Genomic DNA, 23,500 nt, shown 5'->3' on the forward strand with positions numbered 1-23,500 from the left:
TTAGGGCGATCCACCACGCCCGCGTCGGACGTGAAGCGTTCTCCCCGAGCCCGCCCCCGGCTCAGGCGCCCGGCCGGGCCTGCTCCAGCGCCGCGCTGACGAAGGTCACGGCCTGCGGCGCCGTCACGGCGGCGAGGAGCTTCTCCATGATGCGGAGATAGCCGAGATCGACGGTGCCCTCCGCCGTCCCCTCGACGGTGCCGGCCGGATCGGCGGGATCGAGGGTAAGGTCGAAGCCGTCTCCGGCGTAGCGGACCCGCACGCCGTCACGCGCGACCTCCAGCCGGACCACCCGCCCGGCGAAACGGCCGTGCATCCGCACACCCGCCGCGGTTCGCTCCAGCACGAAGCCGTCGCGCTGCGGGGCCTCCGCGAAGGCGGAGAGGCTGCCGAAGAACATCGGCTTGACGAGATACGGCCCGCCGTCCTCCGGGCACAGCACGTCGCAGGTGCCGCACTCGTTGCAGGCGTCCGCGAAGGTGCCGATCTGGTGCGGCTTCTTCAGCACCAGCGTGCCGATCGGCGCGGCCGTCCAACCGTCGCCATTGCGTTCGAGCCGCTCGATCGCCGTCTCGCCCGGCGGGATCGCGAACGAGAAGTTCGCGTCGTTGGGGCAGACCGGGATGCACTTGTCGCACGTGAGGCAGTCGAACAGCACGAGGTTCGAGTTGATCTTCTTGGGCGGCGTCGAATGCTCGGCGGCGTCGTAGCGCCGGCTCGCCGCCACCTGGGCCGCATAGGCCACGGTGTTCTCCAGCCGCGCCGCCGAGACCCAGGCGTCGAACGCGTCGCCCGCCGCGGCGCGCAGGTCCGAGCCGCCGGCCAGCGCCGCCCGGCAGGCGGCCGCCCGTTCGGCCGGCAGACCGAGCCGGTCCAGCGCCGCCTCGGCCCGGCCGAACGCCTTGACCACGTAGGTGTCGATGTCGGCGGCGCCGAGCTCGGCCATCTTCGCTGTCAGCGTCTGGAAGAACCGGAAGCCGCGGCGATAGCCGCCGGGCTTGAGGAAATTGGTGCACACCGTAACGGGCTTGAGCCCCAGCGCCACGGTGTCGGCGAAGTTGCCCTCGTCGATTCCGGCCGAGAACGAGATCGGGAAGCGGTCGCCGAACTCCTCGCGGAAGCGGTCGACCAGCGCGATCGCGATCGGATGGAGAGGCGGGCCGGACAGGTACATCTCCTTCTCGGCGGCCGAGAAGAAGCTCTTGTGGTTCTTCACCACCAGCGTGTTGGAGAACTTGACGCCGAAGCGTCGCCCGCGCTGTTCGGCGAGCCGCCCGAGCCGGTCGACGAAGCCGGTCACCTGGGTCCAGGTCGCATCCTTGTCGAAGGCGGCGTCCGGCACGCTCAGCTCGGTGTAGCCGAGCCGGTCGCGCAGGAGGCTGGTGAGCTGATCACGTCCGAGCAGGGTCGGGTTGAGCTTGACGACGACGTCGAGCCCGATCTCCTCCAGCAGGAACGCCGCGATCTTCTCGATCTCCTCCGGCGGGCAGCCGTGGAAGGTCGACAGCGTCAGCGTGTCGGACAGACGCGTCGGGAAGTCGAGCCCGCGGTACTGCGCCCACTCGTCCGGGATGTCGGCCCGCAGCCTCTCGACGATGGCGCTGGCGTCCATCATGCCGGCCATGAAGGCGCGGACCCGCTCGGACCGGATGCCGGCGAGATCGTAGCCGACGCTCATGTCGAACACGGTCTCGTCGAGCCCGGTGACGACGCCGGCCGCCTTCAGCATCTCGATCAGCATCGACGCCTTGACGTACTCCTCGAGCGACTGCTCGAGGGTGAGCTCCTGCGACCACTCGACGTTGAAGCCGACCGTCGCGACGTCGATGCAGGGCCGCGACAGCTCCAGCCGGTCCTTGATCTGGACGGTCTTCAGCTCGATCACGCGCCCGCCGGCGAGCCAGGACGAGACGATGTTCTGGGCCATCTGGGTGTGCGGACCGGCGGCCGGCCCGAACGGCGTCGCGACGCGGCGGCCGTGGAAGCTCGTCGACACGTCGCGTCCGGGCGTCGCCTGCACGAAGAACTTCTGGGGCAGATCGAACGCGGAGCGCTTGTGGGCGAGTTCGCGGAAGAGACGCGTGACGAGCACGCCGAGCGGAATGGGGACCAGATCGACCATGGCCGTGAAGCTCGCCGCGGCGCGGCCGGATCGCAAGTCAGGCGGACTACGGACCGGGAAAATCTCGTAGCCTGAAGGAGTTCGCGGCAGGCGCGAGGGACGCGGTCCGGTATCGGAGGGTGGCGCATGACGGCCGTCGGAGCATGCCGGCCGGGCGCGGCGCCGTGTTGATGGCGTGCCGGTGCACCGCTAGCGTGCCCGGATGACCGCGCCCGCCCCCGTCCCGCCGCCGGCCGCAGCTCCGCACGGCGCCTTCGCTCCGTTCCGCCACCGCGACTTCACGGTCCTGTGGAGCGCGACCGTGATCAGCAATGTGGGCGTGTGGATGTACAACGCCGCCGCCGGCTGGCTGATCGCCGTGCTGGATCCGCGCCCTCTCACGGTGTCGCTCGTCCAGGTGGCGACCATGCTGCCGATGGCGCTGGTCGCGCTGCCGGCCGGGGCACTCGCCGACATCGTCGACCGGCGCCGGCTGCTGATCGTCGTGCAGGCGGCCACCATGGCGGCCTCGGCCCTGCTCGGCCTGATCGTGCTGGCCGGCATTGCGACGCCGACGCTGGTGCTCGCCTTCACGTTCGCGGCCGGAGTCGGCGCTGCCATGGTGGCGCCGGCCTGGCAGGCCGTGGTGCCGCAACTCGTCCCGAAAGCCGACCTGCCCGGCGCCGTCGCGCTCAACAGCGTCGGCATCAACATCAGCCGGGCGCTCGGGCCGGCGCTGGCCGGCCTCGCCATCGCGGCCCTCGGCCTCGCCTCGCCGTTCCTGATCAATGCGGCGGGCTTCGTGCTGGTGATCGGTGCGCTCGTCTGGTGGCGCCGAAAGCCGGCCCGCACCAGCCAGCTCCCGGCCGAGCGCTTCGGCAACGCGGTGCGGATCGGTCTCCGCCATGCGCGGCGCAACCCGCACCTGCGCGCGACGCTCGCTCGCAGCCTCGGCTTCTTCGTCTTCGCCAGCGCCTACTGGGCGCTGCTGCCGCTGATCGCCCGCGACCTGGTCGAAGGCGGCCCACAGCTCTATGGCCTGATGCTGGGCGCGATCGGCGCCGGCGCGGTGCTCGGCGCCCTCGCGCTGCCGCGCCTGAAGGCGCGGCTCGGGGCCGACCGGCTGGTCGCGGCCGCGACCGGGACGACGGCGGCGGCGCTGCTGCTGTTCGCGGCGGCCCGCCACCCCGCCGTGGCGCTCGCCGCCAGCGTGCTGGCCGGCGCCGCCTGGATCCAGGTGCTGTCGAGCCTCAACGTCTCGGCCCAGGTGGCGCTGCCCGACTGGGTGCGGGGCCGCGGGCTCGCCGTGTTCGTCACCGTGATGTCGGCCGCCATGACGCTCGGCAGCCTGCTGTGGGGCAAGCTCGCCGGCCTGATCGGGCTGCCCCTCGCCCTGGTCGTCGCGGCGGCGGGGCTGCTCGCGGCCGTTCCGCTCACGCGGCGCGCGAAGCTGCAGACCGGGCTCGGCGTGGACCTCTCGCCCTCGATGCACTGGCCGCAGCCGGTGCTGTCGGGCGAGGTGGCACCCGACCGCGGCCCCGTGATGGTGAGCATCGAGTATCGCATCGACCCGACGGACCGCGACGCGTTCCTCGAGAAGCTCGCCGTGATGGAGCACGAGCGCCGCCGCGACGGCGCCTATGCGTGGGCCGTGTTCGACGACGCCGCGACCGAGGGACGCTACGTCGAGACGTTCATGGTCGAGTCCTGGCTGGAGCATCTGCGCCAGCACGAGCGCATCACCCGGGCCGCTCGCGTGCTCCAGGACGAGATCCGCACGCTGAACCAGCCCGGCTTCCCGAAGGTCACGCATCTGATCGCGACCGATCTTCCGCGCGGCCGGGCGCAGCCGGAGGAAGACGAGGCGGCGGCCTAACGGAGCACGAGGCCGAGCCGCTCCGGCCGCATCCGACCGCCGCGCGCCCCGTCGAACGACGCGTAGATGATCCACACCCGTCCGACGAGATGATCGAACGGGACGGGACCGACCCGGCTGGACACCCGGCTGTCGGTCGCATTGTCGCGGTTGTCGCCCAACATGAAATAGTGGCCCGGCGGCACCTCGTAGACCTGGGTGTGGTCGAGAAAGCCGTTGTCCAAGAGGTCGAGCGTCTCGTAGCTGACGCCGTTCGGAAGAGTCTCGCGCCAGCGCTTAATCGTCACGATCCGTCCGCCGTCATCGCTGACGAAGTCGTCGACACGCTCGCGTTTCACCGGCTGGCCGTCGATGTGCAACACGCCCCCGATCATCTGGATGCGATCGCCCGGAAGACCGACGAGCCGGTGGATGTAGTTGGTCGAATCGTCCTTGGGAAGCCGGTACACGACGAGGTCGCCACGCTCCGGTTCCCGGCCCATCAGCCGCCCGTGAAACGAGGTGATCCCGGCCGGAAAGGAATAACGGCCGTAGCCGTAGGTATACTTGGTCACGAACAGATGGTCGCCGATCTCCAAGGTCGGCATCATCGACCCGCCCGGGATGTTGAACGGCTGGACGACGAAGGTGCGGATCGCAAGGCCGAGCGCAAGCGATATCAGAGTGAGCACGAGCCAGAACAGCCCGATGCCGAGGAGGGTGCGCCAGACGCCGAAGCCCTGCACGCGGCCGAACATCGCGGCCAACACGACCCACGACCACAGCGTGGCGACGATCACGGCGGCCTGCAGCGCCAGCGCCACCGACGCATCCCATGCCGCCGGCAGGCCGAGAAGTGCGGCGAGGCAGATCGACACGACGAGGATGCTCGGGACACCGCTCCAGGCCAGTACGGCCCGCAGGTCGCGCGCGCTCGCCCGGCCGCCGAGCAGCCGGCCGACGGCGCGGAAGATCACGCTGTTGAGATAGAGGGCGAGCACGCCGAGCCCGCCGCCGGCCACGGCGATGAAGGTCGCAACACGCCAGTCGAGCAGAACGTGCCAGACGTCGGCCCCGATCAGCTGCCCCGTGGCCGACGCGATGGCGCCGACCGCCGCGATCAGCAGCACGTGGCGGGTCGGACGCTGAGCGACGATCCGCTCGATGGTGTCGCGGGGCGAGAGCCAGACGGTCAGCCACGGCGAGGGCGAAGGCGGCTCAGTCGGCGCGACCGTCATGAATCTCCCCATCGGCAAGGAAACTAGCCCATACCTACCATCCGGAGTATTATGACACCATCATGACTGTTGAAGCACCTCGTTCGGCGGCCGGGCGACCTCCGCTACCACCCGCAAGATCACCTTGCCGGTGGTGGCGCGGTCGCGGAGCGCCGCGAGCGCCGCCGGCAGGCCGTCGAAGCCGAACACGGCGCCGACATGCGGCCGCACGGCACCGCGCGCCGCGAGATCGGAGAGGCGCGCGAAGACCCGCGCCAGCATGGCGGCGTCGTGGTCGGGATGAAAATAGACGCCGATCGCCGACAGCCTCCGCAGCAGCAGCCGGTTGGCCGGAATCTGCGGAATCGTGCCGCCCGAGAAGCCGGTCACCAGCAGCCGCCCGCCCCAGGCGAGCAGGCGAAGGAGACCTTTGCCGTCGCCGCCGACCGAATCGAGCAGCACGTCGACGCCCCGCCCGTCGGTCGCCGCCGTCACGGCGCCGGCGAGAGGCGTCTCGCGGTAGTCGATCGCGACGTCGGCGCCGTGTTCCCTGACGAGCGCACATTTGTCGGCGCCGCCCGCCGCCGCGATCACCCGGGCGCCGAGATCCTTCGCGACCTCGATCGCCGCGAGGCCGACGCCCCCCGCCGCGGCCGTGATCAGCACCGTCTCGCCGGGCCGGACGAGCGTGCTCTCGGTGAGCGCGACGAGCGCCGTGGTGGTGACGATGGGCAGCGCCGCCGCGGCCTCTGGTGCAAGGTCGTCCGGTACCCGCATCGCGAGGTCTTCGCGCAGCACCGCGTAGTCGGCGAAGGCGCCGGTCTCGACCTTGCCGGCGACGCGCGCGCCGGGCGGGATCGTCACGCCCTCCCCGACCGCCACCACGGTGCCGGCGAGCTCCTGACCCATGGTGAAGGGCCGCTCGGGCCGCACCTGATAGCGGTCGTCCGCCATCAGGAGGTCGGCGAAGTTGAGCGCCGCCGCCGCGACGCGCACCAGCATCTCGCGCGGTCCCGGCTCGGGCCGCGGCACCTCGGCCATCGCCAGCCCGTCGAGCCCCGGCGCGAGCGAGCGCCAAGCCCGCATGGTCGATGTCATGCGACTGTCCCTCGTCCGTCGCGTCCGCGGCGATCGCCGCCGGGTCGCGACGGCGCGATGATCGCGCGTCCCACGGGTGGCCGACAAGGGGCCGTCCGGCCCGGATCGGCGCGCGCCGCCCCGGTCACCCGTCGAGCGATGCCCTGATCGCCACCAGGGCCCGCTCGAGGATCGGCAGGTCGTGGGTGACGGCCTTCCAGATGATCAGGCTGTCGGCCGTCTGATACTCGTGCCCGAGGATGGTCCCGATCCCGGCGACGTCTTGCCACCACACCTCGGGGTCGTGAGCCTTGACGACCACTCCGGCATCAGAAAACGCGGTTCGCCGTCGCCCCGACGCGGATCCCGAGCGCCTGGACGGCGCTCGCCTGGGCTCGCAGCTTCTGCAGGACCTCGTCTCTGCTCATGCAGCAGCTTCGCATGGCGGCCCGGGTCGGGCCAAACCGCCGGACGCGAGATCGCCTCCGCCCCGCTCACGCCTTCGCGTGGCGGCCGCGCGGATCCGTGCCGCCGCGGCCGGTGAGCAGGGCCAATACGCCGTTGACCACGCTGTCGCCGCGCAACGGCTGCTCGATCAGCGGCACGCCGGCATCCTCCGCCTCGCGGCGCAGGCGCAGGCTGGGATCGCTCGTGATCAGGATGGCGGGCAGGCGGGCACGCCGGCGCCGCAGGCGGGCTACCAGATCGAGGCCGGCCATGTCGGGAAGCCGCGCTTCGGTCACCACGCAGGCGAGGTCGGGAAGATCGGGCGCGTCGAGCAGCTCCGCGCCGCGGGCGAAGGTGCGCACCGCGAAGCCCTCGACTCCGAGCGCGAAGCGCAGCGCGTGCCGCAGGCCCGGGTCGTCGTTGACGACCACGATGGTCGGAAGCGACAGCTCGTTCCGTCCGTTCCGCGTCATGGCGCTGCACCACGGTGTCGCAGAGTGCAGACGGCAGGTGGCACGACGTGTCTCCGGCCCGCCGTCGCGCGGGGTTGCGCGAACACGATCCCGCGTGCCGCGCCCGCCGTCCGGCCGCATGTCGGGACGGACCGCCGGTGTGACGGCCGGCCCGTGGCGGCCGTCGACGAGGAAAGCGCAAAGGAGAGGCGACGCTTTGACGCCGCTCAAAATCGCAGCGCTGCGCCGCCGCAGTCCCGCCGGTTCGTCGGGCCGTCGCGTGCCGCGTCGGCGGTCTCACCCGGCCAGGTCGTCGGTGCCGACCGGCTGGTCGGCGAGCTCGGCCAGCATGGTCATCCGCACCAGCTCGGAGAGGCTGACGGCGCGCATCTTGGTCATCACGTTGGCCCGATAGATCTCGACGGTGCGCGGGCTGATGCCCAGGTCCCAGGCGATCGTCTTGTTCGGCTTGCCGGCGACGAGCCCGTCCAGCACCTCGCGCTCGCGGCGCGACAGCGTGGCGATGCGGCTGCGCAAGTCGTGCCGCGCCGCCTCGCGCTCGGCCGTACTCTCGGCGGCGGCGAGGGCGGTGCGGACCGAGGCGATCAGCACCTCGTCGTCGAACGGCTTCTCCAGGAAGTCGACGGCGCCGCTCTTCATCGCCTCGACGGCCATCGGCACGTCGGCATGGCCGGTGATGACGATCACGGGCATCCGCACGTCGAGGGCGCGCAGGCGCTTCAGGAGGTCGACGCCGCTGACCTCGGGCATCTTCACGTCGGTGACGACGCAGCCCGGGGCGGCCTCCGCCAGCCGCTGGAGAAAGGCGCCGGCGCTGTCGTAGGTGGCGGTGCGGAAGCCGGCGGCGCGCAGCAGGAAGTCGAGCGACTTGCGCACCGATTCGTCGTCGTCGATGACATGAACGACCGGGTCAGCCGACATCGCCGAGATCCTCACCCACCACGGACGGCAGTGTAAACCGGAACGACGCCCCCCCGCCAGGGCAGGGCTCCGCCCAGATGCGGCCGTCGTGGCCCTCGACGATGGTGCGCGAGATCGAGAGGCCGATGCCCATGCCGTAGGTCTTGGTGGTGGCGAAAGGCTGGAACAGCTGTCCGGCGATCTCGGCGGCGATGCCGGAGCCGGTGTCGGACACCTCGATCGTCACGTGGCGGTCCGGACCGGGCGAGGTCGCGACCGTCAGGATGCGCTGCGGCGAGGCCTCCATGGCCTCGATGGCGTTGCGCATCAGGTTGAGCAGCACCTGCTGGATCTGGACCTTGTCGACGAAGACGCGGTCGACCGCCGGATCGAGCAGCAGGCGCACCCGCACGCCGCTCTCCTTGGCGCCCACCAGCGCCAGCGCGCTGGTCTCCTCGATGAGGGTCTTGAGACTCTCGATCCGCTTCTCGGGCTCGCGGTTGGCGACGAAGTCGCGCAGGCGCCGGATGATCTGGCCGGCGCGCAGCGACTGCTCGACGGCCGCGTCGATCGCCTCGCGCACCATGGCGAGGTCGTCCTCGCCCGGCACGACGAGGAGGCGGCGCGAGCCGGCGAGATAGTTGGCGATCGCCGACAGCGGCTGGTTGAGCTCGTGGGCGAGCGCCGAGGCCATTTCGCCCATGGCGGTGAGGCGCGACACGTGCAGGAGCTCGGACTGCAGGCGCTGGAGCTGCGCCTCGGTCTCCTGCCGCTCGGTGAGGTCGCGCACGAAGCCGGTGAAGAAGCGGCGGCCCTCCGACGTCATCTCGCCGACCGAGAGCGCGATCGGGAAGGTGGAGCCGTCCTTGCGCTCGCCCACCACCACCCGGCCGGTGCCGATGATGTGCCGCTCGCCGGTGCGCATGTAGCGGTCGACATGGTCCTGGTGAGCGTCGCTGTAGGGCTGCGGCATCAGCACCCCGAGGGGGCGCCCGATCACCTCGGCGGCCCGGTAGCCGAACAGCCGCTCGGCCGCCGGGCTGAACAGCTCGATCCGCCCGGTGGCGTCGGCGATGATGACGGCGTCCGGCACGTTGGAGAGGATCGACTGCAGGTGGGCCTCGCGGGCCATCAGGCCGCGGGTGCGGGCCGCCGCCTCGTCGCGGGCGAGGCGCAGCCGCTCGCCGAACACCGCCATGCCGACGCCGATCAGCCCGAAGGCCGCGCCGGTGACCAGCGCCGGGCCGGGCGCCCCGAGCGGCGGGCCGAACGGAAACAGGTGAAGGGCCAGCGCCAGAACGGTGGCCAGGAGCCCGGGGCCGAGCCCGCCGAGGCCGCCCACGATCAGCACCGGCGGCACCATGAAGACGAGGTCGGCCTGCGCGGGGCTGAGTCCGACGACCGCCCGATGCAGCACGAAGGCGAGCCCCGGCAGCAGCACGGCGGCAGCGTACCAGAAGGTCCGCTCGACCGCCGGCCGCGCCGGCTCGGCCGACGGCGTTGCCGCGGCCCGCGCGTCCGACGAACGCAGCTCCACCTCCGCCATGATCCGCTCTCGCGGCGCGTACCGGAGCCCGGAGCTCCGGGACAGCCCTTAGGGACCATACCCGAATTTCGTTGCCGCGTCCGGGTCCCTACGTTGGGTTGGCAGCATCCCGTCCTCGATGCGAGCCCGCGCCCATGTTGATGCAGAACGCGCAGACCCTCAGCCCCACCCATCCGGCCAAGCCGGTGGACCGGTGGGCCGCGGAGCAGAACGGCGCCGGGACGGCAGGCCTCGACGCGCTCGGCGTCCGCATGGCCTTCGCCCGCAACGCGGAGATCTTCGGCGAGGGCGAGCCGACCTCCTACGTCTACAAGGTGGTGGCGGGCGCCGCCCGCACCTACAAGGTGCTTGACGACGGCCGACGGCAGATCAGCTCGTTCTACCTGCCCGGCGAGGTGTTCGGCCTCGAGGCGACGGAGACCCACCATTGCTCGGCCGAGGCGGTGACCCGATCGGTGCTTCTGGTGATCAAGCGGAGCGCCCTCGTGTCCCATGCCGAGGCCGAGCATCGGACGGCCCACATGCTCTGGGCCCTGACCGCCCGCGAGCTGCAGCAGGTGCGCACCCACATGCTGGTGCTGATCCGCAGCGCCCAGGAGCGGGTCGCCTGCTTCCTCCTGGAAATGGCGGATCGGATGGGTGTGACCGACCAGATCGAGCTGCCGATGTCGCGCCAGGACATCGCCGATTATCTCGGGCTGACGATCGAGACGATCTCGCGCACCCTGACCCAGCTCGAGGGCACCGGCGCCATCGCGGTGCCGACCTGCCGGCGCATCCTGCTGCGCGATCGCAAGGCGCTGAAGCGGCTGCATGCCTGACCGCCCTCGGCGGGACCGAGGGCCGTTCGCGAAGACCCCAGTCTCGAACATGCGAGGAGGTTGCCATGCCAGCAGTGCCCCCGCCCGGATCGTCCGCCCGCCAGCACACCGGGCTGCCGCCGATCGAATTCCCCTCCGGCTTCCAGTTCGTCGCGGCCGACGGCCTCGCGCAGATGAAGGAGCGCTGCGAGACGATCGCCGAGACCACCGAGGCGACCGAGGCGGTGCTCGAGCAGAGCTACGCGACCGCCGTGCAGGGCAGCGCCGAGTTCGGCCTCAAGATGATCGCGGCGATGCAGGCCAACATCAATGCCGGCTTCGACTTCGCCGCCGCCATGGCGGAGGCGCGGTCGCTGCCCGACGTGATCGAGCTGTCGAGCCGCTTCGCCGCGCGCCAGATCGAGACCGCGGTGGCGCAGGGCAAGGATCTCTGGTCGGCCGGCCAGAAGCTGATGAGCGAGACGGCGCGGCCGCTCGCCACCGGCTTCTCGGCCGGCGTCGATCGGGCCGGCTCGACCTGATCACGACGGCGCACCGAACCGGCACACCGATCGGCCGCGCGTAGGCAGCCTTGTACCGACGACCGTGCGCGGCCGACCTGCGCGGCCTTCTTTATCCTCGTGATCAGCTGCCGTTCCAACGCGCCGGAACCGCCGGAATTGACCGCCGTCAACACCACCGGACCGCGCCGGCCTATCCTGTCGTCGTAACCCCGCCGATGCAGGGCGGGGCCGGAAAGGAGACCACCGAAAGCCGAAAGGAGACCGTCATGGCCGAGGCCGAGAAAGTCGTCGCGACCGCTGCGACACCGCCCGCCGAGACGAAACCCGCCACCCGCGCGATGCGCGAGTGGGAGCCCTTCGAGACGCTGCGGCGCCAGATGGACCGCCTGTTCGAGGACGTCGGACGCGGCTTCGGGCTCGCACCGTTCGGCAGCAGCTTCTTCGCCATGCGTCCGTCGCTGCTCGCCGACGAGGCGGCCGCCCGCCGGCCCGCCGTGGATCTGGTCGAGACCGAGAAGACCTACGAGATCACGGCCGAGCTGCCCGGCATCGCGCCGGAGGCCGTCGAGGTGAAGCTCGCCGACGGCATCCTCACCATCAAGGGCGAGAAGAAGGAGGAGCGCGAGGAGACCCGCGAGGGCCGGCACGTCGCCGAGCGCCGCTTCGGCTCGTTCCAGCGCGCCTTCCAGCTCCCCGACGGCATCGAGGAGGACGCCATCGCGGCGACCTTCGCGAACGGCGTGCTGACCGTCACGCTGCCCAAGGCCGCGGAACCCGCGAAGGCCGCCAAGACGATCGCGGTGACGGCCAAGGAATGAGCCCCGCCGGCGCGCTCGCGCGCCGGGACGCAGGCAGGGCCGAGGCGCCGGCCGGCCGTCGGTGGCGGCCGCCGGCGCGGGGAGGCGGGACGCCGGGTCGCCGAAGAAGTCCAACGAGGCGAGGAGCGAGCCATGTCCTATGCGACCGTGATGGTTCATGTCGGCATCGACGAGGCCTCGGACGCCCGCGTGCGTCTGGCGAGCGGCCTCGGCGAACGTTTCCATGCGACGCTGGTCGGGGTCACCGGCTGGGGGCCGCGTCCGCCCTTCGCGGCGGAAGGCCTGGTGGTCGACTTCGGCCCGTCGGACGCCGAGCGGGAGGCGATGACCGAGGAGCTCGGCCGGCTCGGCGCGCACTTCCGTGAGATCGTCGGCCCGGGCAACCGGCCGGTCGAATGGCGCGCCACCCTCGACTTCCCGCTCGAGGTGGTGGCTCATGCGGCGCGGGCCGCCGACCTGATCGTGATCGGCGGCGGCCCGCAGCCCGACGACGTGTTCCGGTCTCTCGATCCGGGCAGCGTCATCCTGCGGGCCGGACGTCCCGTCGTGCTGGTGCCCGACAGCATCGACTCGCTGGTGCCGAGCAAGATTCTCATTGCCTGGAAGGACACGCGCGAGGCGCGGCGGGCCCTCGTCGACGCCCTGCCGTTCCTGCACGAGGCCGACAAGGTGATGGTGGCCGAGGTCTGCCCGGAAGGCGGCGAGGCCGCCGCCCGCCAGGATCTCGACGACGTGACGCGGCATCTCGCCCGCCACCGGATCGCCGTCGCCGCCGCCATCACGGTGCACGGCAGCGGCACCGCGACGGACGAGATCATCCGCATCGCCCGCGAGGAGCGCGTCGACCTGATCGTCGCCGGCGGCTACGGCCACAGCCGGCTCGGTGAATGGATGTTCGGCGGCGTGACGCGCGGACTGCTCGGCCACAGCCCGGCCTGTTGCCTGCTGTCGCATTGATTCACGCGGCGCACCGGCGCATCGTCCGCGCGACGATGCCCGGTGCGGAGAGGCGAGATGGGTTCGGGTCCGGCGATCGACGATCGCGACGTCCTCCTTGTGGTGGACGTCCAGAACGACTTCTGTCCCGGCGGCGCGCTGCCGGTTCACGACGGCGACGCGGTGGTGCCGGTGGTCGTCCGGCTGGCCGAGCGGTTCCGCCACGTGGTGCTGACCCAGGACTGGCACCCGTCGGCCCACCACTCCTTCGCGTCGGTGCACGGAAAGGCGCCGTACGATCAGGTGACGCTGTCCTACGGACCGCAGATCCTGTGGCCGGACCACTGCGTGCAGGAGACCGGCGGCGCCGCGTTCCACCGCGACCTGAGCATCCCGCACGCGGCGCTGGTGCTGCGGAAGGGCTTCCGCCGCGAGATCGATTCGTACTCGGCGTTCTTCGAGAACGACCGGACGACGCCGACCGGGCTGGCCGGCTATCTGCGCGAGCGCGGCTTCGCGCGGGTCGTCGTGGTCGGCCTCGCCTTCGACTTCTGTGTCCGCTTCTCGGCCGAGGACGCCCGCCGGCTCGGCTTCGACGTGACCGTGGTGGAGGACGGCTGCCGCGGCATCGACGTCGGCGGCTCGGTGGCGGCGACCCGCCGCGAGCTCGCCGAGCAGGGCGTTCGTCTACTCGACACGTGGTGACGGGCGGGTGACCGCAGACGAGGCGTCGAGATCGTCGGAACGAGGAGCAGCCGAGCGCGGGAGGATCGCATGTTCACCGATCGTCGCGACGCCGGACGCCGCCTCGCCGCCGCCCTGCGCGACCTGAAGAACGAGTCCCCGGTGGTGCTGGCGCTGCCGCGCGGCGGCGTGCCGGTCGCGGCCGAGATCGCGATCGCCCTCGGCGCGCCGCTCGACCTCGTCGTCGCCCGCAAGATCGGCCTGCCCGAGCAGCCCGAGCTCGCCATGGGAGCGGTCGTCGAGGGCGATCCGCCGATCGTGCTGCGCAACGAGGACGTGATCCGGTCCGCCGGGATCGATTCGACGACCTTCAACGCCGCCTGCGCCGCCGAGCGGGCCGAGATCGCCCGGCGGCGCGCCCGCTATCTCGGCGGGCGGCCCCGGATCGAGATCGCCGGACGCACCGCGATCCTGGTCGACGACGGGCTGGCGACCGGTGCCACCGCCCGGGCGGCGCTGCGCGCGGTGCGGCGCCGGCGACCGGCCCGGCTGGTGCTCGCGGTGCCGGTGGGGGCCCCGGAGACGATCACCGCCATGCGGGACGAGGCCGACGCCATCGTGTGCCTCGAAGAGCCCGAATGGATGCCGGCGATCGGCGCCTTCTACCGGGACTTCGACCAGGTCGCCGATGCCGAGGTGATCGCGGCCCTCGCCCGCGTGCCGGCCGCCTGAGCCCGTCGGCAGCCCCGCCGGCTAACCGGCCGGCGCCGGCCAGACCCGCAACGCCACGTCGGCGACGGTATGAAGGTCCTCGCGCGTCGCGCCGCCGGCGGCGTGCACCGACATGCCCTCCAGCACGGTGGCGAAGAAGCAGGCCAGGTCGGCCGCATCGACGTCGGCCGGCAACTCGCCGGCATTCTTGGCGGCGAGCAGACGCTCGCACACCATGCGCTCGCCCTCGCGGCGCCGCGCGATCAGCTCCTGGTGGACGTCCTGGGCCATGTCGCTGCAGGCGACGGTGCCGCGCACCAGAAGGCAGCCGGGCGGATTGCAGGCGTCGGTCATGAAGTCGGCCGTGCCGTGCAGGAGCCGCTCGATCATGCCGCGGGCCGTCGGCGCCGCGAGCGCCTCGTCCCAGAACTTCGTGCGGACCGTGATGTAGCGCTCCAGGACCTTGCGGAACAGGCCTTCCTTGTTGCCGAAGGCGGCATAGAGACTCGGCGGGGCGATGCCCATCGCCTGGGTCAGCTCGGCGATCGAGGCGCCCTCGTAACCGCGCCGCCAGAACACCTGCAGGGCCCGATCGAGGGCTTCGTCCATGTCGAATGCACGCGGGCGTCCCAGGGCCAAGGCAGCACACCTTCTTGTTTTTTACTGACCGCTATATAAGTCTCTTGACGCGGCCCGTCCAGCGCTTTATGTAGCGATCACTAAATAAGTTGGACGGAGCGCCACATGACCCCCAATCGTACCATTTTCATCGGAGCTGCGCTGGCCGGGGTCATCGCGGCCGGCACCGTCGGCGTGATGCATCTCGGCATCGGCGAAGCCCGCTCCAGCGCTCCGCCCGCCGCCGCGGCCCCGGCGGCCGTGCCGGTGTCGGTCGCCGTGGTCGCCCGGCGCGAGGTCGCGCTCTACGACGAGTTCTCCGGGCGGCTCGAGGCGATCGAGCGGGTCGAGGTGCGCCCCAGGGTGGCCGGCGCCGTCCAGGACGTCCATTTCGTCGAGGGCGCGCTGGTCCAGAAGGGCGACCTCCTGGTCACCATCGACCCCGCGCCCTACGCGGCCGAGGTGGCCCGTGCCGAGGCGCAGGTCGCTGCCGCCGAGGCGCGCCTGGCCCTGGCCCGCAGCGACCTCGAACGCGGCCAGCAGCTGTTCGGCTCCCGCACCGTGTCGCAGCGCGATCTCGACCAGCGCGTCAACGCCGAGCGCGAGGCGGCCGCCAATCTCGCCGCCGCGAAGGCGGGACTGACCACGGCGCGCCTGAACCTCGCCTGGACCGAGGTCCGCGCCCCGGTGTCGGGCCGGGTCGGCCGGCAGGACGTCACGGTCGGCAATCTCGTCGCCGCCGGCGCCGCCGCGCCGGTGCTGACCACGCTGGTCTCGATCGACCCGATCTATGCGAGCTTCAATGCCGACGAGACGGCGGTGCGGCGCGCCCTCGCGAGCCTCGCGGTCGACGGCCGGGACGATGGCGACGCCCACACGGCGATCGACCGCATCCCGGTGCTGCTCGACCGCGCCGCCGGCGAGCCGCTGCACGGGTACATGCAGCTGATCGACAATCAGGTCGACGGCCGCACCGGCACGGTGCGAGTGCGCGCCGTGTTCGACAATCCGCGCGGCACGCTGATGCCGGGCCAGTTCGTGCGCCTGCGCATGGGCCAGCCGAAGGCGGAGCCGGCCCTGCTCGTCAACGAGCGCGCCGTCGGCACCGACCAGGACAAGCGCTTTGTTCTCGTCGTCGGCGACGACAACAAGGCCGCCTACCGGGTGATCGCCCTCGGTGCCGCGACGGACGGCTTGCGGATCGTCACCGACGGCCTCGCCGAAGGCGAGCGCATCGTCGTCAACGGCCTGCAGCGCGTCCGCCCCGGCGCCGTCGTCGCCCCGAAGACGGTCGGCATGGACACGGCCTCGTGGACGAAGGGCGACGCCGTGAAGGTGAGCGAGGCGCAGTAAGGCGCACGCATCGTGACCTGCGCCGTCGGTCGTCGACCGACGAGCACAAGCCCGACTTCCGCTCATCCCCGCGCAGGCGGGGATCCAGAGGCCGCGTGCCGTGTCGCCTCTGGGTCCCCGCCTTCGCGGGGACGAGCGGACAATCTCCGGCGTAGCGAGCGGCCGCGCCTGTCGCTGCGCGGCGCTCCGGAATGACAGATCCGAACGGCTCGTCGAAAGAACCCCCGATGTCCTTCTCCCGCTTCTTCATCGATCGCCCGATCTTCGCCGGCGTCCTCTCGGTGCTGATCTTCCTGGCCGGTCTCCTCGCCATGCGGGTGATGCCGATCTCGGAGTATCCGGAGGTCGCCCCGCCCTCCGTCGTGGTGCGCGCCACCTATCCGGGCGCCTCCCCGCGGGTGATCGCCGAGTCGGTGGCGACGCCGATCGAGGAGGCCGTCAACGGCGTCGAGGGCATGCTCTACATGGCGAGCCAGGCGACCACCGACGGCCTGATGACACTGACCGTGACGTTCCGGCTCGGCACCGATCCGGACAAGGCGCAGCAGCTGGTCCAGAACCGCGTCTCCCAGGCGGAGCCGCGGCTGCCCGAGGACGTGCGCCGGCTCGGCATCACCACGGTCAAGAGCGCGCCCGATCTCACCATGGTGGTGCACCTGCTCTCGCCCAACGACCGCTACGACATCACCTATCTGCGCAACTACGCGGTGCTCAACGTGCGCGACCGGCTGAAGCGCATCGAGGGCATCGGCGACGTGCAGATCTTCGGCGGCGGCGACTACGCCATGCGGGTGTGGCTCGATCCGCCGAAGATCGCCGAGCACGGCCTCTCGCCGGGCGACGTGGTGCGCGAGATCCGCGCCCAGAACGTCCAGGCCGCCGCGGGCGTGATCGGCGGGCCGCCCAACGCCGCCGGCCTCGACTATCAGCTCTCCGTCAACGCCCAGGGCCGCCTGGAGAACGAGGAGGAGTTCGGCGAGATCATCGTCAAGACCGGCGCCGACGGCGCCGTGGTGCGGCTGCGCGACGTCGCCCGCATCGAGCTCGGCGCCTCCGAATACGCGCTGCGCTCGCTCCTCAACAACAAGGCGGCGGTGGCGCTCGGCGTGTTCCAGTCGCCCGGATCGAACGCGCTCGCGATCTCGGACAACGTCCGCCGGACGATGGCCGAGCTGCAGGGCGCCATGCCCGAAGGCGTCGAGTACTCGATCGTCTACGACCCGACCCAGTTCATCCGCGCCTCGATCGAGGCCGTGGTGCACACCCTGCTGGAGGCCATCGCGCTCGTCGTGCTGGTGGTGATCGTCTTCCTGCAGACGTGGCGCGCCTCGATCATCCCGCTGCTCGCCGTGCCGGTGTCGATCGTCGGCACCTTCGCGGTGATGTACGCCTTCGGCTTCTCGATCAACGCGCTCACGCTGTTCGGCCTGGTGCTGGCGATCGGCATCGTGGTCGACGACGCGATCGTCGTGGTCGAGAACGTCGAGCGCAACATCGAGGCCGGCCTGTCGCCCCTGGAGGCGAGCTACAAGGCGATGGAGGAGGTGTCCGGCCCGATCATCGCCATCGCCCTGGTGCTGGTCGCCGTGTTCGTGCCGCTCGCCTTCATCTCCGGCCTCACCGGGCAGTTCTATCGGCAGTTCGCGCTGACCATCGCGATCTCGACCGTCATCTCGGCGATCAACTCGCTCACCCTGTCGCCGGCGCTCGCCGCCCTGCTGCTGAAGGGCCACGACGCGCCCAAGGACGCGGTGTCGCGCGTTCTCGAAAAGGGACTGGGCTGGTTCTTCCGTGGCTTCAACGCGGCGTTCCGCCGAAGCTCGAACATGTACGGCAGCAGCGTCGGCCGGATCATCTCGCATCGCGCCGTCGCGATGGGCATCTACCTCGTCCTGGTCGGCGTGACGTACGGCCTGTTCCAGGTGGTGCCGGGCGGCTTCGTGCCCGGCCAGGACAAGCAGTATCTGGTCGGCTTCGCGCGGCTGCCCGACGGCGCGACGCTCGACCGCACCGAGGAGGTGATCCGCGAGATGAGCGACATCGCCCTGAAGACCGAGGGCGTGCAGGACGCCATCGCGTTTCCGGGCCTGTCGATCTCGGGCTTCACCAACTCGTCCAATGCCGGCATCGTCTTCGTCGGCCTGAAGCCGTTCGAGGAGCGCACCAGCCCGGCCTTGTCGGGCCCCGCCCTGGCGATGGAGCTGAACAAGAAGTTCGCCGTGATCGAGGAGGCGTTCGTCGCCATGTTCCCGCCGCCGCCGGTGTCGGGGCTCGGCACCATCGGCGGCTTCAAGCTGCAGATCGAGGACCGGACCGGCCAGGGCTACGCCGCCCTGAAGGCCGCCGTCGACGCGTTCACGGCCAAGGCGATGCAGACGCCGGAGCTCGCCGGCACCTTCTCGAGCTTCCAGGTCAACGTGCCGCAGCTCTTCGCCGACATCGATCGCACCAAGGCGCGCCAGCTCTCGGTGCCGGTCGCCGACGTGTTCGAGACCCTCCAGGTCTATCTCGGCTCGGTCTACGTGAACGACTTCAACAAGTTCGGCCGCACCTACTCGGTCCGGGTCCAGGCCGACGCGCCGTTCCGGGCACGCCCGGACGATCTCGGCGCCCTGAAGGTCCGCTCGACCACGGGCGAGATGGTGCCGCTCGCCGCGGTGCTGCGCGTCAACCCTTCGGCGGGACCGGAGCGCGCCATGCGCTACAACGGCTTCCTGGCCGCCGACATCAACGGCGCGGCCTCGCCCGGCTTCTCCACCGGGCAGGCCCAGGACGCGATCGCCCGGATCGCGGCCGAGACGCTGCCGAAGGGCTTCGACTTCGAGTGGACCGAGCTGACCTACCAGGAGATCCTCGCCGGCAACTCGGGCGTGATCGTCTTCCCGATCGCGATCCTCCTGGTGTTCCTGGTGCTGGCGGCCCTCTACGAGAGCCTGACCCTGCCGCTGTCGATCATCATGATCGTGCCGATGGGCCTGCTCGCCGCCATGACGGGCGTGTGGATCGCCGGCGGCGACAACAACATCTTCACCCAGATCGGGCTCGTCGTGCTGGTCGGCCTGTCGGCCAAGAACGCCATCCTGATCGTCGAGTTCGCCCGCGAGCTGGAGTTCTCCGGCCGCTCGCCCGTGCAGGCGGCCATCGAGGCGAGCCGGCTGCGGCTGAGGCCGATCCTGATGACGTCGATGGCGTTCGTCATGGGTGTGCTGCCGCTCGTCACCTCGACGGGCGCCGGCGCCGAGATGCGCCGCGCCATGGGCGTCGCGGTGTTCTCCGGCATGATCGGCGTCACGCTGTTCGGCATCGTGCTGACGCCGGTCTTCTACGTGCTGCTGCGGGCGATGACCGGCAACCGCCCGCTCAAGCACACCGGCGGCGCACCGGCGCAGGCCTCGACCGTACCCGCCCCGCATGGCGCGCCGGCGGAGTGACGGCGAGGGAATCGCCTCGCCGTGCTTCTGTCGTTCACGCTCCGCACCGTTCGCGCGGTCGTGGACCTGCGAGGGTGCCGCTCGGTCGGCAGAGCGGCCTGCCGATCCTCACACCCGTTCGGCGTGACGCGCGGCGAACTCGGCGGCGGTGTAGCGGCTGCCGTCCGGATCAGTGATCTCGATCTCGGTGACGCCCTCCGCCAGGAGCTCGCCGGCCTTCTTGATGGTGGCGGCCGGCGTCTCGCGCTTGAGGGTCAGCGCGCCAGCCGTGTCGTGTCCGGTGATGGTATAGGTCATGCCGTCTCGCTCCTGGACCATGAACGAAGCATACAGGGTTCGGCGGGCGGAGGCGATCGGGGCGAGTCCGCTCTTGCCGGGCCGACGGCGTCCTTGTAGGGGCCGGTCGGAAGGCGTACCCTTTTCCGGCGTGCCCCGGACATGAGGTGGCCCGCGTTCCTGGCCCCCTCAGTCCCTGCAGATCAGTGCAGGCATCGCGGCGCGCCCGCCATGCGATGCGGCGGGGCCGTCCGTACAGGGGGACGTCCATGCCGGGTCCGTCATTCCCCTCCGCGTTGCTGTGGCCGATGCTGGCGGCCGTGTCTGCCAGCGAGGCGACGGCCGCCTTCGTGCACGAACTCGCCCGCATGACGGCGACCGAGGAGGGCCTGCGCCCGCCCCTCGTCCGCCCGCCCTGGACGACGCCGAACCGGGCCGAGCTCGAGCTGACGACCCTCTCGCTGCTCGACTTCTCGACTGCCGCGGCGAGCCCGAACGGGCGCGGTGCGGTGCCGCCGACCGTCATCTGCGCGCCCTATGCTCTGCACGGGGCGACGGTGGCCGACTTCGCCCCCGGCCACAGCCTGGTCGAGGCGCTGCTGGCGGCCGGCCGCCGCGACCTGCATCTCGTCGAGTGGCGCTCGGCGACGCCCGGCATGCGCGACTTCACCATCGACACGCTGATGGCCGACCTCAACGTGGCGATCGACGACCTCCCCGGGCCGGTCGACATGATCGGGGTGTGCCAGGGCGGCTGGATGGCGCTGCTGTTCGCCGCCCGGTTCCCGACCAAGGTCCGGCGGCTGGTGGTGGCCGGCGCGCCGCTCGACCTCGAGGCCGGCGATTCGGGCCTAGCCCGGATCGCCGCGGCCACCCCGCTGGCGCGCTTCGCCGAGCTGCTGCGCCTCGGCGACGGGCGGCTGCTCGGGCAGCTGATGCTCGGCCTGTGGGGTGCCCCGCCGAACACCCCGGAGGCGATCCGCCGCGAGCTGCAGCTTCCCGAGCCGCATCCCGATCTCGCCCCCGAACCGGACGAGGAGCCGCTGATGCAGCGGTTCCGCGAGTGGTACGATTGGACCATCGACCTGCCGGGCCCGTATTACCTCCAGGTCGTCCAGTGGCTCTACAAGGAGAACCGGCTGGTCCGCGGCACCTTCACGGTGCTGGGCCGCCGCATCGACCTGTCCGCCGTGCGGCTGCCGGTGCTGCTGCTCGCCGGCGGGGACGACACCGTGGTCGGTACCACCCCGGTGCTGGCCGCCGCCGCCGCGCTCGGCACGGCCGCCGGCGATCTCGCCGCCGTGGAGGTGCCGGCGACTCATCTGGGCCTTTTCATGGGCCGTCGCAGCCTGACCGAGACCTGGCCCCGGATCGTCGCCTGGCTCGACCGGCCCGAGCCCCGCAGCCCCGCCCCCCGGCCGGCCTGACCGGCCGACCGGCCATTCGTTCACCTTGCGGGGCGCCGATCCGGCGCGCCCCGGTGGCACTTGCCGGCCGGCCACCCTATATCGGACACTCCGGTCGATGGGTGTCATGAGCGATCTCGAAAAAGCCGACGATCTCGAAAAGAACCGCTTCTCGGCCCGGGCCCGGCGCTATGCCCGGGTCGGAGCCAATGTCGGCGGCGTCGCCGCCCGGCTGGCGGCGAACCGCATCCTCAGCGGCAGCCACGACCGCGAGAGCGGCGCGGCCGATCTGGCCGCCGCGCTGGGCGGCCTGAAGGGCCCGATCATGAAGGTGGCCCAGCTGATGGCCACCATCCCGGACCTGCTGCCGCCCGAATACTCGGCCGAACTCGCCAAGCTGCAGAGCGAGGCGCCGCCGATGGGCTGGGCCTTCGTCAAGCGGCGCATGCAGGCCGAGCTCGGGCCGGACTGGAACGAGAAGTTCGCGGATTTCGAGCACAAGCCGGCGGCCGCCGCCTCGCTCGGCCAGGTTCACCGCGCCACCTCGCACGACGGCGCGCGGCTCGCCTGCAAACTGCAGTATCCGGACATGCAGTCGGCCGTGGAGGCCGACCTCCAGCAGCTCGGCTGGCTGTTCGCCCTGCATCGCCGCATGGACCCGGCGATCGACACCACCGAGATCGCCAAGGAGATCGCCGCGCGGGTGCGCGAGGAGCTCGACTACGTGCGCGAGGCCAAGCATGTCCGGCTGTACCAGACCGTGCTGGCCGACGTGCCGTCGGTGCGGGTGCCGGGCGTCTGGCCGGAGCTGTCGACCAAGCGCCTGCTCACCCTCGACTGGCTCGAGGGCCAGCGCCTGCTGACCTACAAGACCGCCGACATCGAGATCCGCAACCGCCTCGCCACCGCCCTCTATCGTGCCTGGTGGCTGCCGTTCAGCCGGTTCGGCGTCATCCACGGCGATCCGCATCTCGGCAACTACACGGCGTTCCTGGAGAACGGCGAGCCGGCCGGCATCAACCTGCTCGACTACGGCTGCATCCGCATCTTCCCGCCGCGGTTCGTGTCGGGCGTCGTCGACCTCTATCACGGCCTGCTGAAGAACGACCGCGACCAGACCGTCCAGGCCTACGAGGCCTGGGGGTTCCGCGACCTCACCCACGACGTCATCGACATCCTCAACATCTGGGCCCGCTTCATCTTCGGGCCCGTGATGGAGGACCGGGTGCGCACCATCGCGGACGGCGTCAAGCCGGGCGAGTACGGCCGCCGCGAGGCCTTCGTGGTGCACCGGGCCCTGAAGGAGAAGGGGCCGGTGACGATCCCGCAGGAATTCGTGTTCATGGACCGCGCCGCCATCGGGCTCGGCGGCGTCTTCCTGCATCTCGATTCCCGCCTGAACTATCATCGTCTTTTCAACGAGGCGATCGAGCATTTCTCGGTCGATCAGGTGGCCGGGCGGCAGCGCGAGGCCCTCACCGGCGCCGGCCTGCGGCCGCCGGCGGCAAAGAGCTAGTCCGACGTCGTCTCACCGGTCGTGTTGCATCACGACGGAAGTTCTCTAAACCGGTGCGGACCGTTTCAGCCGCGAGTCGGGGGTCATGGCGACGTCGAGGAGGTCGGTGTCCACGCGCGAGCAGCTCGGCCGCTCGCCTGCCGATCCGTCGGCCCGCCTCACCGACCGCATCATCGACGTCGCGACCACGCTGTTTCTCGGCGTCGGCTACGAGAAGACCAGCATCGAGACCATCGTGGCCAAGGCCGGGGTCTCGAAGCGGGCCTTCTATGCACGCTTCGGCAGCAAGGCCGATCTGTTCGCCGGCGTCGTCATCCGGCTCGCCGAATTTCATTTTCCATGCATGGATGCGATTGCCTCTTCGACCGGTCCGGTCGAGCGGCAGCTCGAGCGGGTCGCCGCCGAGATCCTGCGCATCACCGGCAAGCCGGAGGCGATCGCGCTCGACCGCATCGTGACCGCCGAAGTCGGCCGCTTCCCGGAGCTCGGGCGGATTCTCATCGACTTCGCCGCGTCCCGCACCATGGGGGCGGTCTGCAAGATCCTCGATCAGGCGGTCGCCCGCGGCGAGATCGGGCCGCTCGACACCCGTTTCGCGGCCCAGTACTTCCTCCAGGCGACGGTGGCCGGACCGCGGCGCATGATCGTGCTCGGCCTGGAGGACAATCGCGTCACCGGCAAGAAGCTCGAGACCCTGCGGCGGGCCATCCGGCTGTTCCTCGACGGCGCCCGCGGCACGCCGCACGGTGCCCGCCACGCTTCCCGGCGACCGCCGTCACGGTCCTGAGGGCGTCGCGGAGCCCGGCGCGAC

Annotated in this window: 21 protein-coding genes; 12 read left to right on the forward strand and 9 right to left on the reverse strand. The window is 71.2% G+C overall.

From position 1 onward, the window contains the following. Window positions 1-61 precede the first annotated feature (61 nt). Window positions 62-2,122: a hypothetical protein gene (locus J2S22_RS08940; protein ID WP_272776888.1), complete on the reverse strand. Its 2,061-nt coding sequence runs from the start codon at window positions 2,120-2,122 to the stop codon at window positions 62-64. A gap of 202 nt (window positions 2,123-2,324) precedes the next feature. Between J2S22_RS08940 and J2S22_RS08945 the strand changes: the two genes are divergently transcribed. Next, window positions 2,325-3,977, forward strand: a complete 1,653-nt coding sequence (locus J2S22_RS08945; protein ID WP_272776889.1) for an MFS transporter — start codon at window positions 2,325-2,327, stop codon at window positions 3,975-3,977. On the opposite strand, the gene lepB is transcribed toward J2S22_RS08945, so the two are convergent. From lepB to J2S22_RS08975, 6 genes are all read right to left on the reverse strand, one after another. Then, window positions 3,974-5,194: a signal peptidase I gene (gene lepB / locus J2S22_RS08950; RefSeq protein WP_272776890.1), complete on the reverse strand. Its 1,221-nt coding sequence runs from the start codon at window positions 5,192-5,194 to the stop codon at window positions 3,974-3,976. The genes J2S22_RS08945 and lepB overlap by 4 nt on opposite strands. Before the next feature lie 60 nt (window positions 5,195-5,254). Further along, window positions 5,255-6,271, reverse strand: a complete 1,017-nt coding sequence (locus J2S22_RS08955) for an NADPH:quinone oxidoreductase family protein (RefSeq protein WP_272776891.1) — start codon at window positions 6,269-6,271, stop codon at window positions 5,255-5,257. 124 nt (window positions 6,272-6,395) lie between these two features. Then, the gene (locus J2S22_RS08960; protein ID WP_272776892.1) at window positions 6,396-6,572 is read right to left on the reverse strand and encodes a HepT-like ribonuclease domain-containing protein; all 177 of its coding nucleotides are present in this window, start codon (window positions 6,570-6,572) and stop codon (window positions 6,396-6,398) included. A 172-nt stretch (window positions 6,573-6,744) separates the two neighbouring features. Continuing rightward, on the reverse strand, window positions 6,745-7,170 hold the full coding sequence (locus J2S22_RS08965; RefSeq protein WP_272776893.1) for a response regulator: 426 nt from the start codon (window positions 7,168-7,170) through the stop codon (window positions 6,745-6,747). Window positions 7,171-7,446: 276 nt separating this feature from the next. Then, a complete protein-coding gene (gene fixJ, locus J2S22_RS08970; RefSeq protein ID WP_272776894.1) occupies window positions 7,447-8,091 on the reverse strand; it encodes a response regulator FixJ in 645 nt (214 codons plus the stop codon). Then, window positions 8,081-9,616, reverse strand: a complete 1,536-nt coding sequence (locus J2S22_RS08975; protein WP_272776895.1) for a sensor histidine kinase — start codon at window positions 9,614-9,616, stop codon at window positions 8,081-8,083. The genes fixJ and J2S22_RS08975 overlap by 11 nt, the downstream gene beginning before the upstream one ends. Window positions 9,617-9,750: 134 nt before the next feature. Between J2S22_RS08975 and J2S22_RS08980 the strand changes: the two genes are divergently transcribed. From J2S22_RS08980 to J2S22_RS09005, 6 genes are all read left to right on the forward strand, one after another. After that, window positions 9,751-10,437, forward strand: coding sequence for a helix-turn-helix domain-containing protein (locus tag J2S22_RS08980; protein ID WP_272776896.1), 687 nt, complete (start codon window positions 9,751-9,753; stop codon window positions 10,435-10,437). A gap of 65 nt (window positions 10,438-10,502) precedes the next feature. Continuing rightward, window positions 10,503-10,958, forward strand: coding sequence for a phasin family protein (locus tag J2S22_RS08985; RefSeq protein ID WP_272776897.1), 456 nt, complete (start codon window positions 10,503-10,505; stop codon window positions 10,956-10,958). Between the two features lie 248 nt (window positions 10,959-11,206). Further along, the gene (locus J2S22_RS08990) at window positions 11,207-11,758 is read left to right on the forward strand and encodes an Hsp20/alpha crystallin family protein (RefSeq protein ID WP_272776898.1); all 552 of its coding nucleotides are present in this window, start codon (window positions 11,207-11,209) and stop codon (window positions 11,756-11,758) included. A 132-nt stretch (window positions 11,759-11,890) separates the two neighbouring features. Next, window positions 11,891-12,715 carry a universal stress protein gene (locus tag J2S22_RS08995; protein ID WP_272776899.1) on the forward strand — a complete coding sequence of 275 codons (825 nt, stop codon included), beginning with the start codon at window positions 11,891-11,893 and terminating at the stop codon, window positions 12,713-12,715. Window positions 12,716-12,772: 57 nt separating this feature from the next. Beyond that, on the forward strand, window positions 12,773-13,399 hold the full coding sequence (pncA, locus tag J2S22_RS09000; protein ID WP_272776900.1) for a bifunctional nicotinamidase/pyrazinamidase: 627 nt from the start codon (window positions 12,773-12,775) through the stop codon (window positions 13,397-13,399). A 69-nt stretch (window positions 13,400-13,468) separates the two neighbouring features. After that, window positions 13,469-14,110 carry a phosphoribosyltransferase gene (locus J2S22_RS09005; RefSeq protein WP_272776901.1) on the forward strand — a complete coding sequence of 214 codons (642 nt, stop codon included), beginning with the start codon at window positions 13,469-13,471 and terminating at the stop codon, window positions 14,108-14,110. Between the two features lie 21 nt (window positions 14,111-14,131). Here the strand turns inward: J2S22_RS09005 and J2S22_RS09010 are convergent, their stop codons facing one another. After that, window positions 14,132-14,698, reverse strand: coding sequence for a TetR/AcrR family transcriptional regulator (locus tag J2S22_RS09010; RefSeq protein WP_307155817.1), 567 nt, complete (start codon window positions 14,696-14,698; stop codon window positions 14,132-14,134). A gap of 135 nt (window positions 14,699-14,833) precedes the next feature. Here J2S22_RS09010 and J2S22_RS09015 point away from each other — a divergent pair, with 135 nt between their 5' ends. Together J2S22_RS09015 and J2S22_RS09020 are read left to right on the forward strand one after the other, a co-directional pair. Continuing rightward, window positions 14,834-16,060 carry an efflux RND transporter periplasmic adaptor subunit gene (locus J2S22_RS09015; RefSeq protein WP_370878190.1) on the forward strand — a complete coding sequence of 409 codons (1,227 nt, stop codon included), beginning with the start codon at window positions 14,834-14,836 and terminating at the stop codon, window positions 16,058-16,060. A 227-nt stretch (window positions 16,061-16,287) separates the two neighbouring features. Further along, window positions 16,288-19,491: an efflux RND transporter permease subunit gene (locus tag J2S22_RS09020; protein WP_272776903.1), complete on the forward strand. Its 3,204-nt coding sequence runs from the start codon at window positions 16,288-16,290 to the stop codon at window positions 19,489-19,491. Window positions 19,492-19,599: 108 nt separating this feature from the next. Here the strand turns inward: J2S22_RS09020 and J2S22_RS09025 are convergent, their stop codons facing one another. After that, entirely contained in the window at window positions 19,600-19,788 is a 189-nt protein-coding gene (locus tag J2S22_RS09025; protein WP_272776904.1) for a hypothetical protein, read from the reverse strand. 248 nt (window positions 19,789-20,036) lie between these two features. Between J2S22_RS09025 and J2S22_RS09030 the strand changes: the two genes are divergently transcribed. The 3 genes from J2S22_RS09030 (at window position 20,037) to J2S22_RS09040 (ending at window position 23,476) form a co-directional block, all read left to right on the forward strand. Beyond that, window positions 20,037-21,194 (forward strand): alpha/beta fold hydrolase, encoded by a 1,158-nt coding sequence (locus tag J2S22_RS09030; RefSeq protein ID WP_272776905.1) that lies wholly within the window; start codon window positions 20,037-20,039, stop codon window positions 21,192-21,194. A 106-nt stretch (window positions 21,195-21,300) separates the two neighbouring features. Continuing rightward, the gene (locus J2S22_RS09035; protein ID WP_272776906.1) at window positions 21,301-22,689 is read left to right on the forward strand and encodes an ABC1 kinase family protein; all 1,389 of its coding nucleotides are present in this window, start codon (window positions 21,301-21,303) and stop codon (window positions 22,687-22,689) included. A 106-nt stretch (window positions 22,690-22,795) separates the two neighbouring features. Beyond that, window positions 22,796-23,476 (forward strand): TetR/AcrR family transcriptional regulator, encoded by a 681-nt coding sequence (locus J2S22_RS09040; RefSeq protein WP_272776907.1) that lies wholly within the window; start codon window positions 22,796-22,798, stop codon window positions 23,474-23,476. The last annotated feature ends 24 nt before the right edge of the window (window positions 23,477-23,500 follow it).

The sequence above is a fragment of the Rhodoplanes tepidamans genome, assembly GCF_030813915.1.
In the GTDB taxonomy this organism is placed as follows: domain Bacteria; phylum Pseudomonadota; class Alphaproteobacteria; order Rhizobiales; family Xanthobacteraceae; genus Rhodoplanes; species Rhodoplanes tepidamans.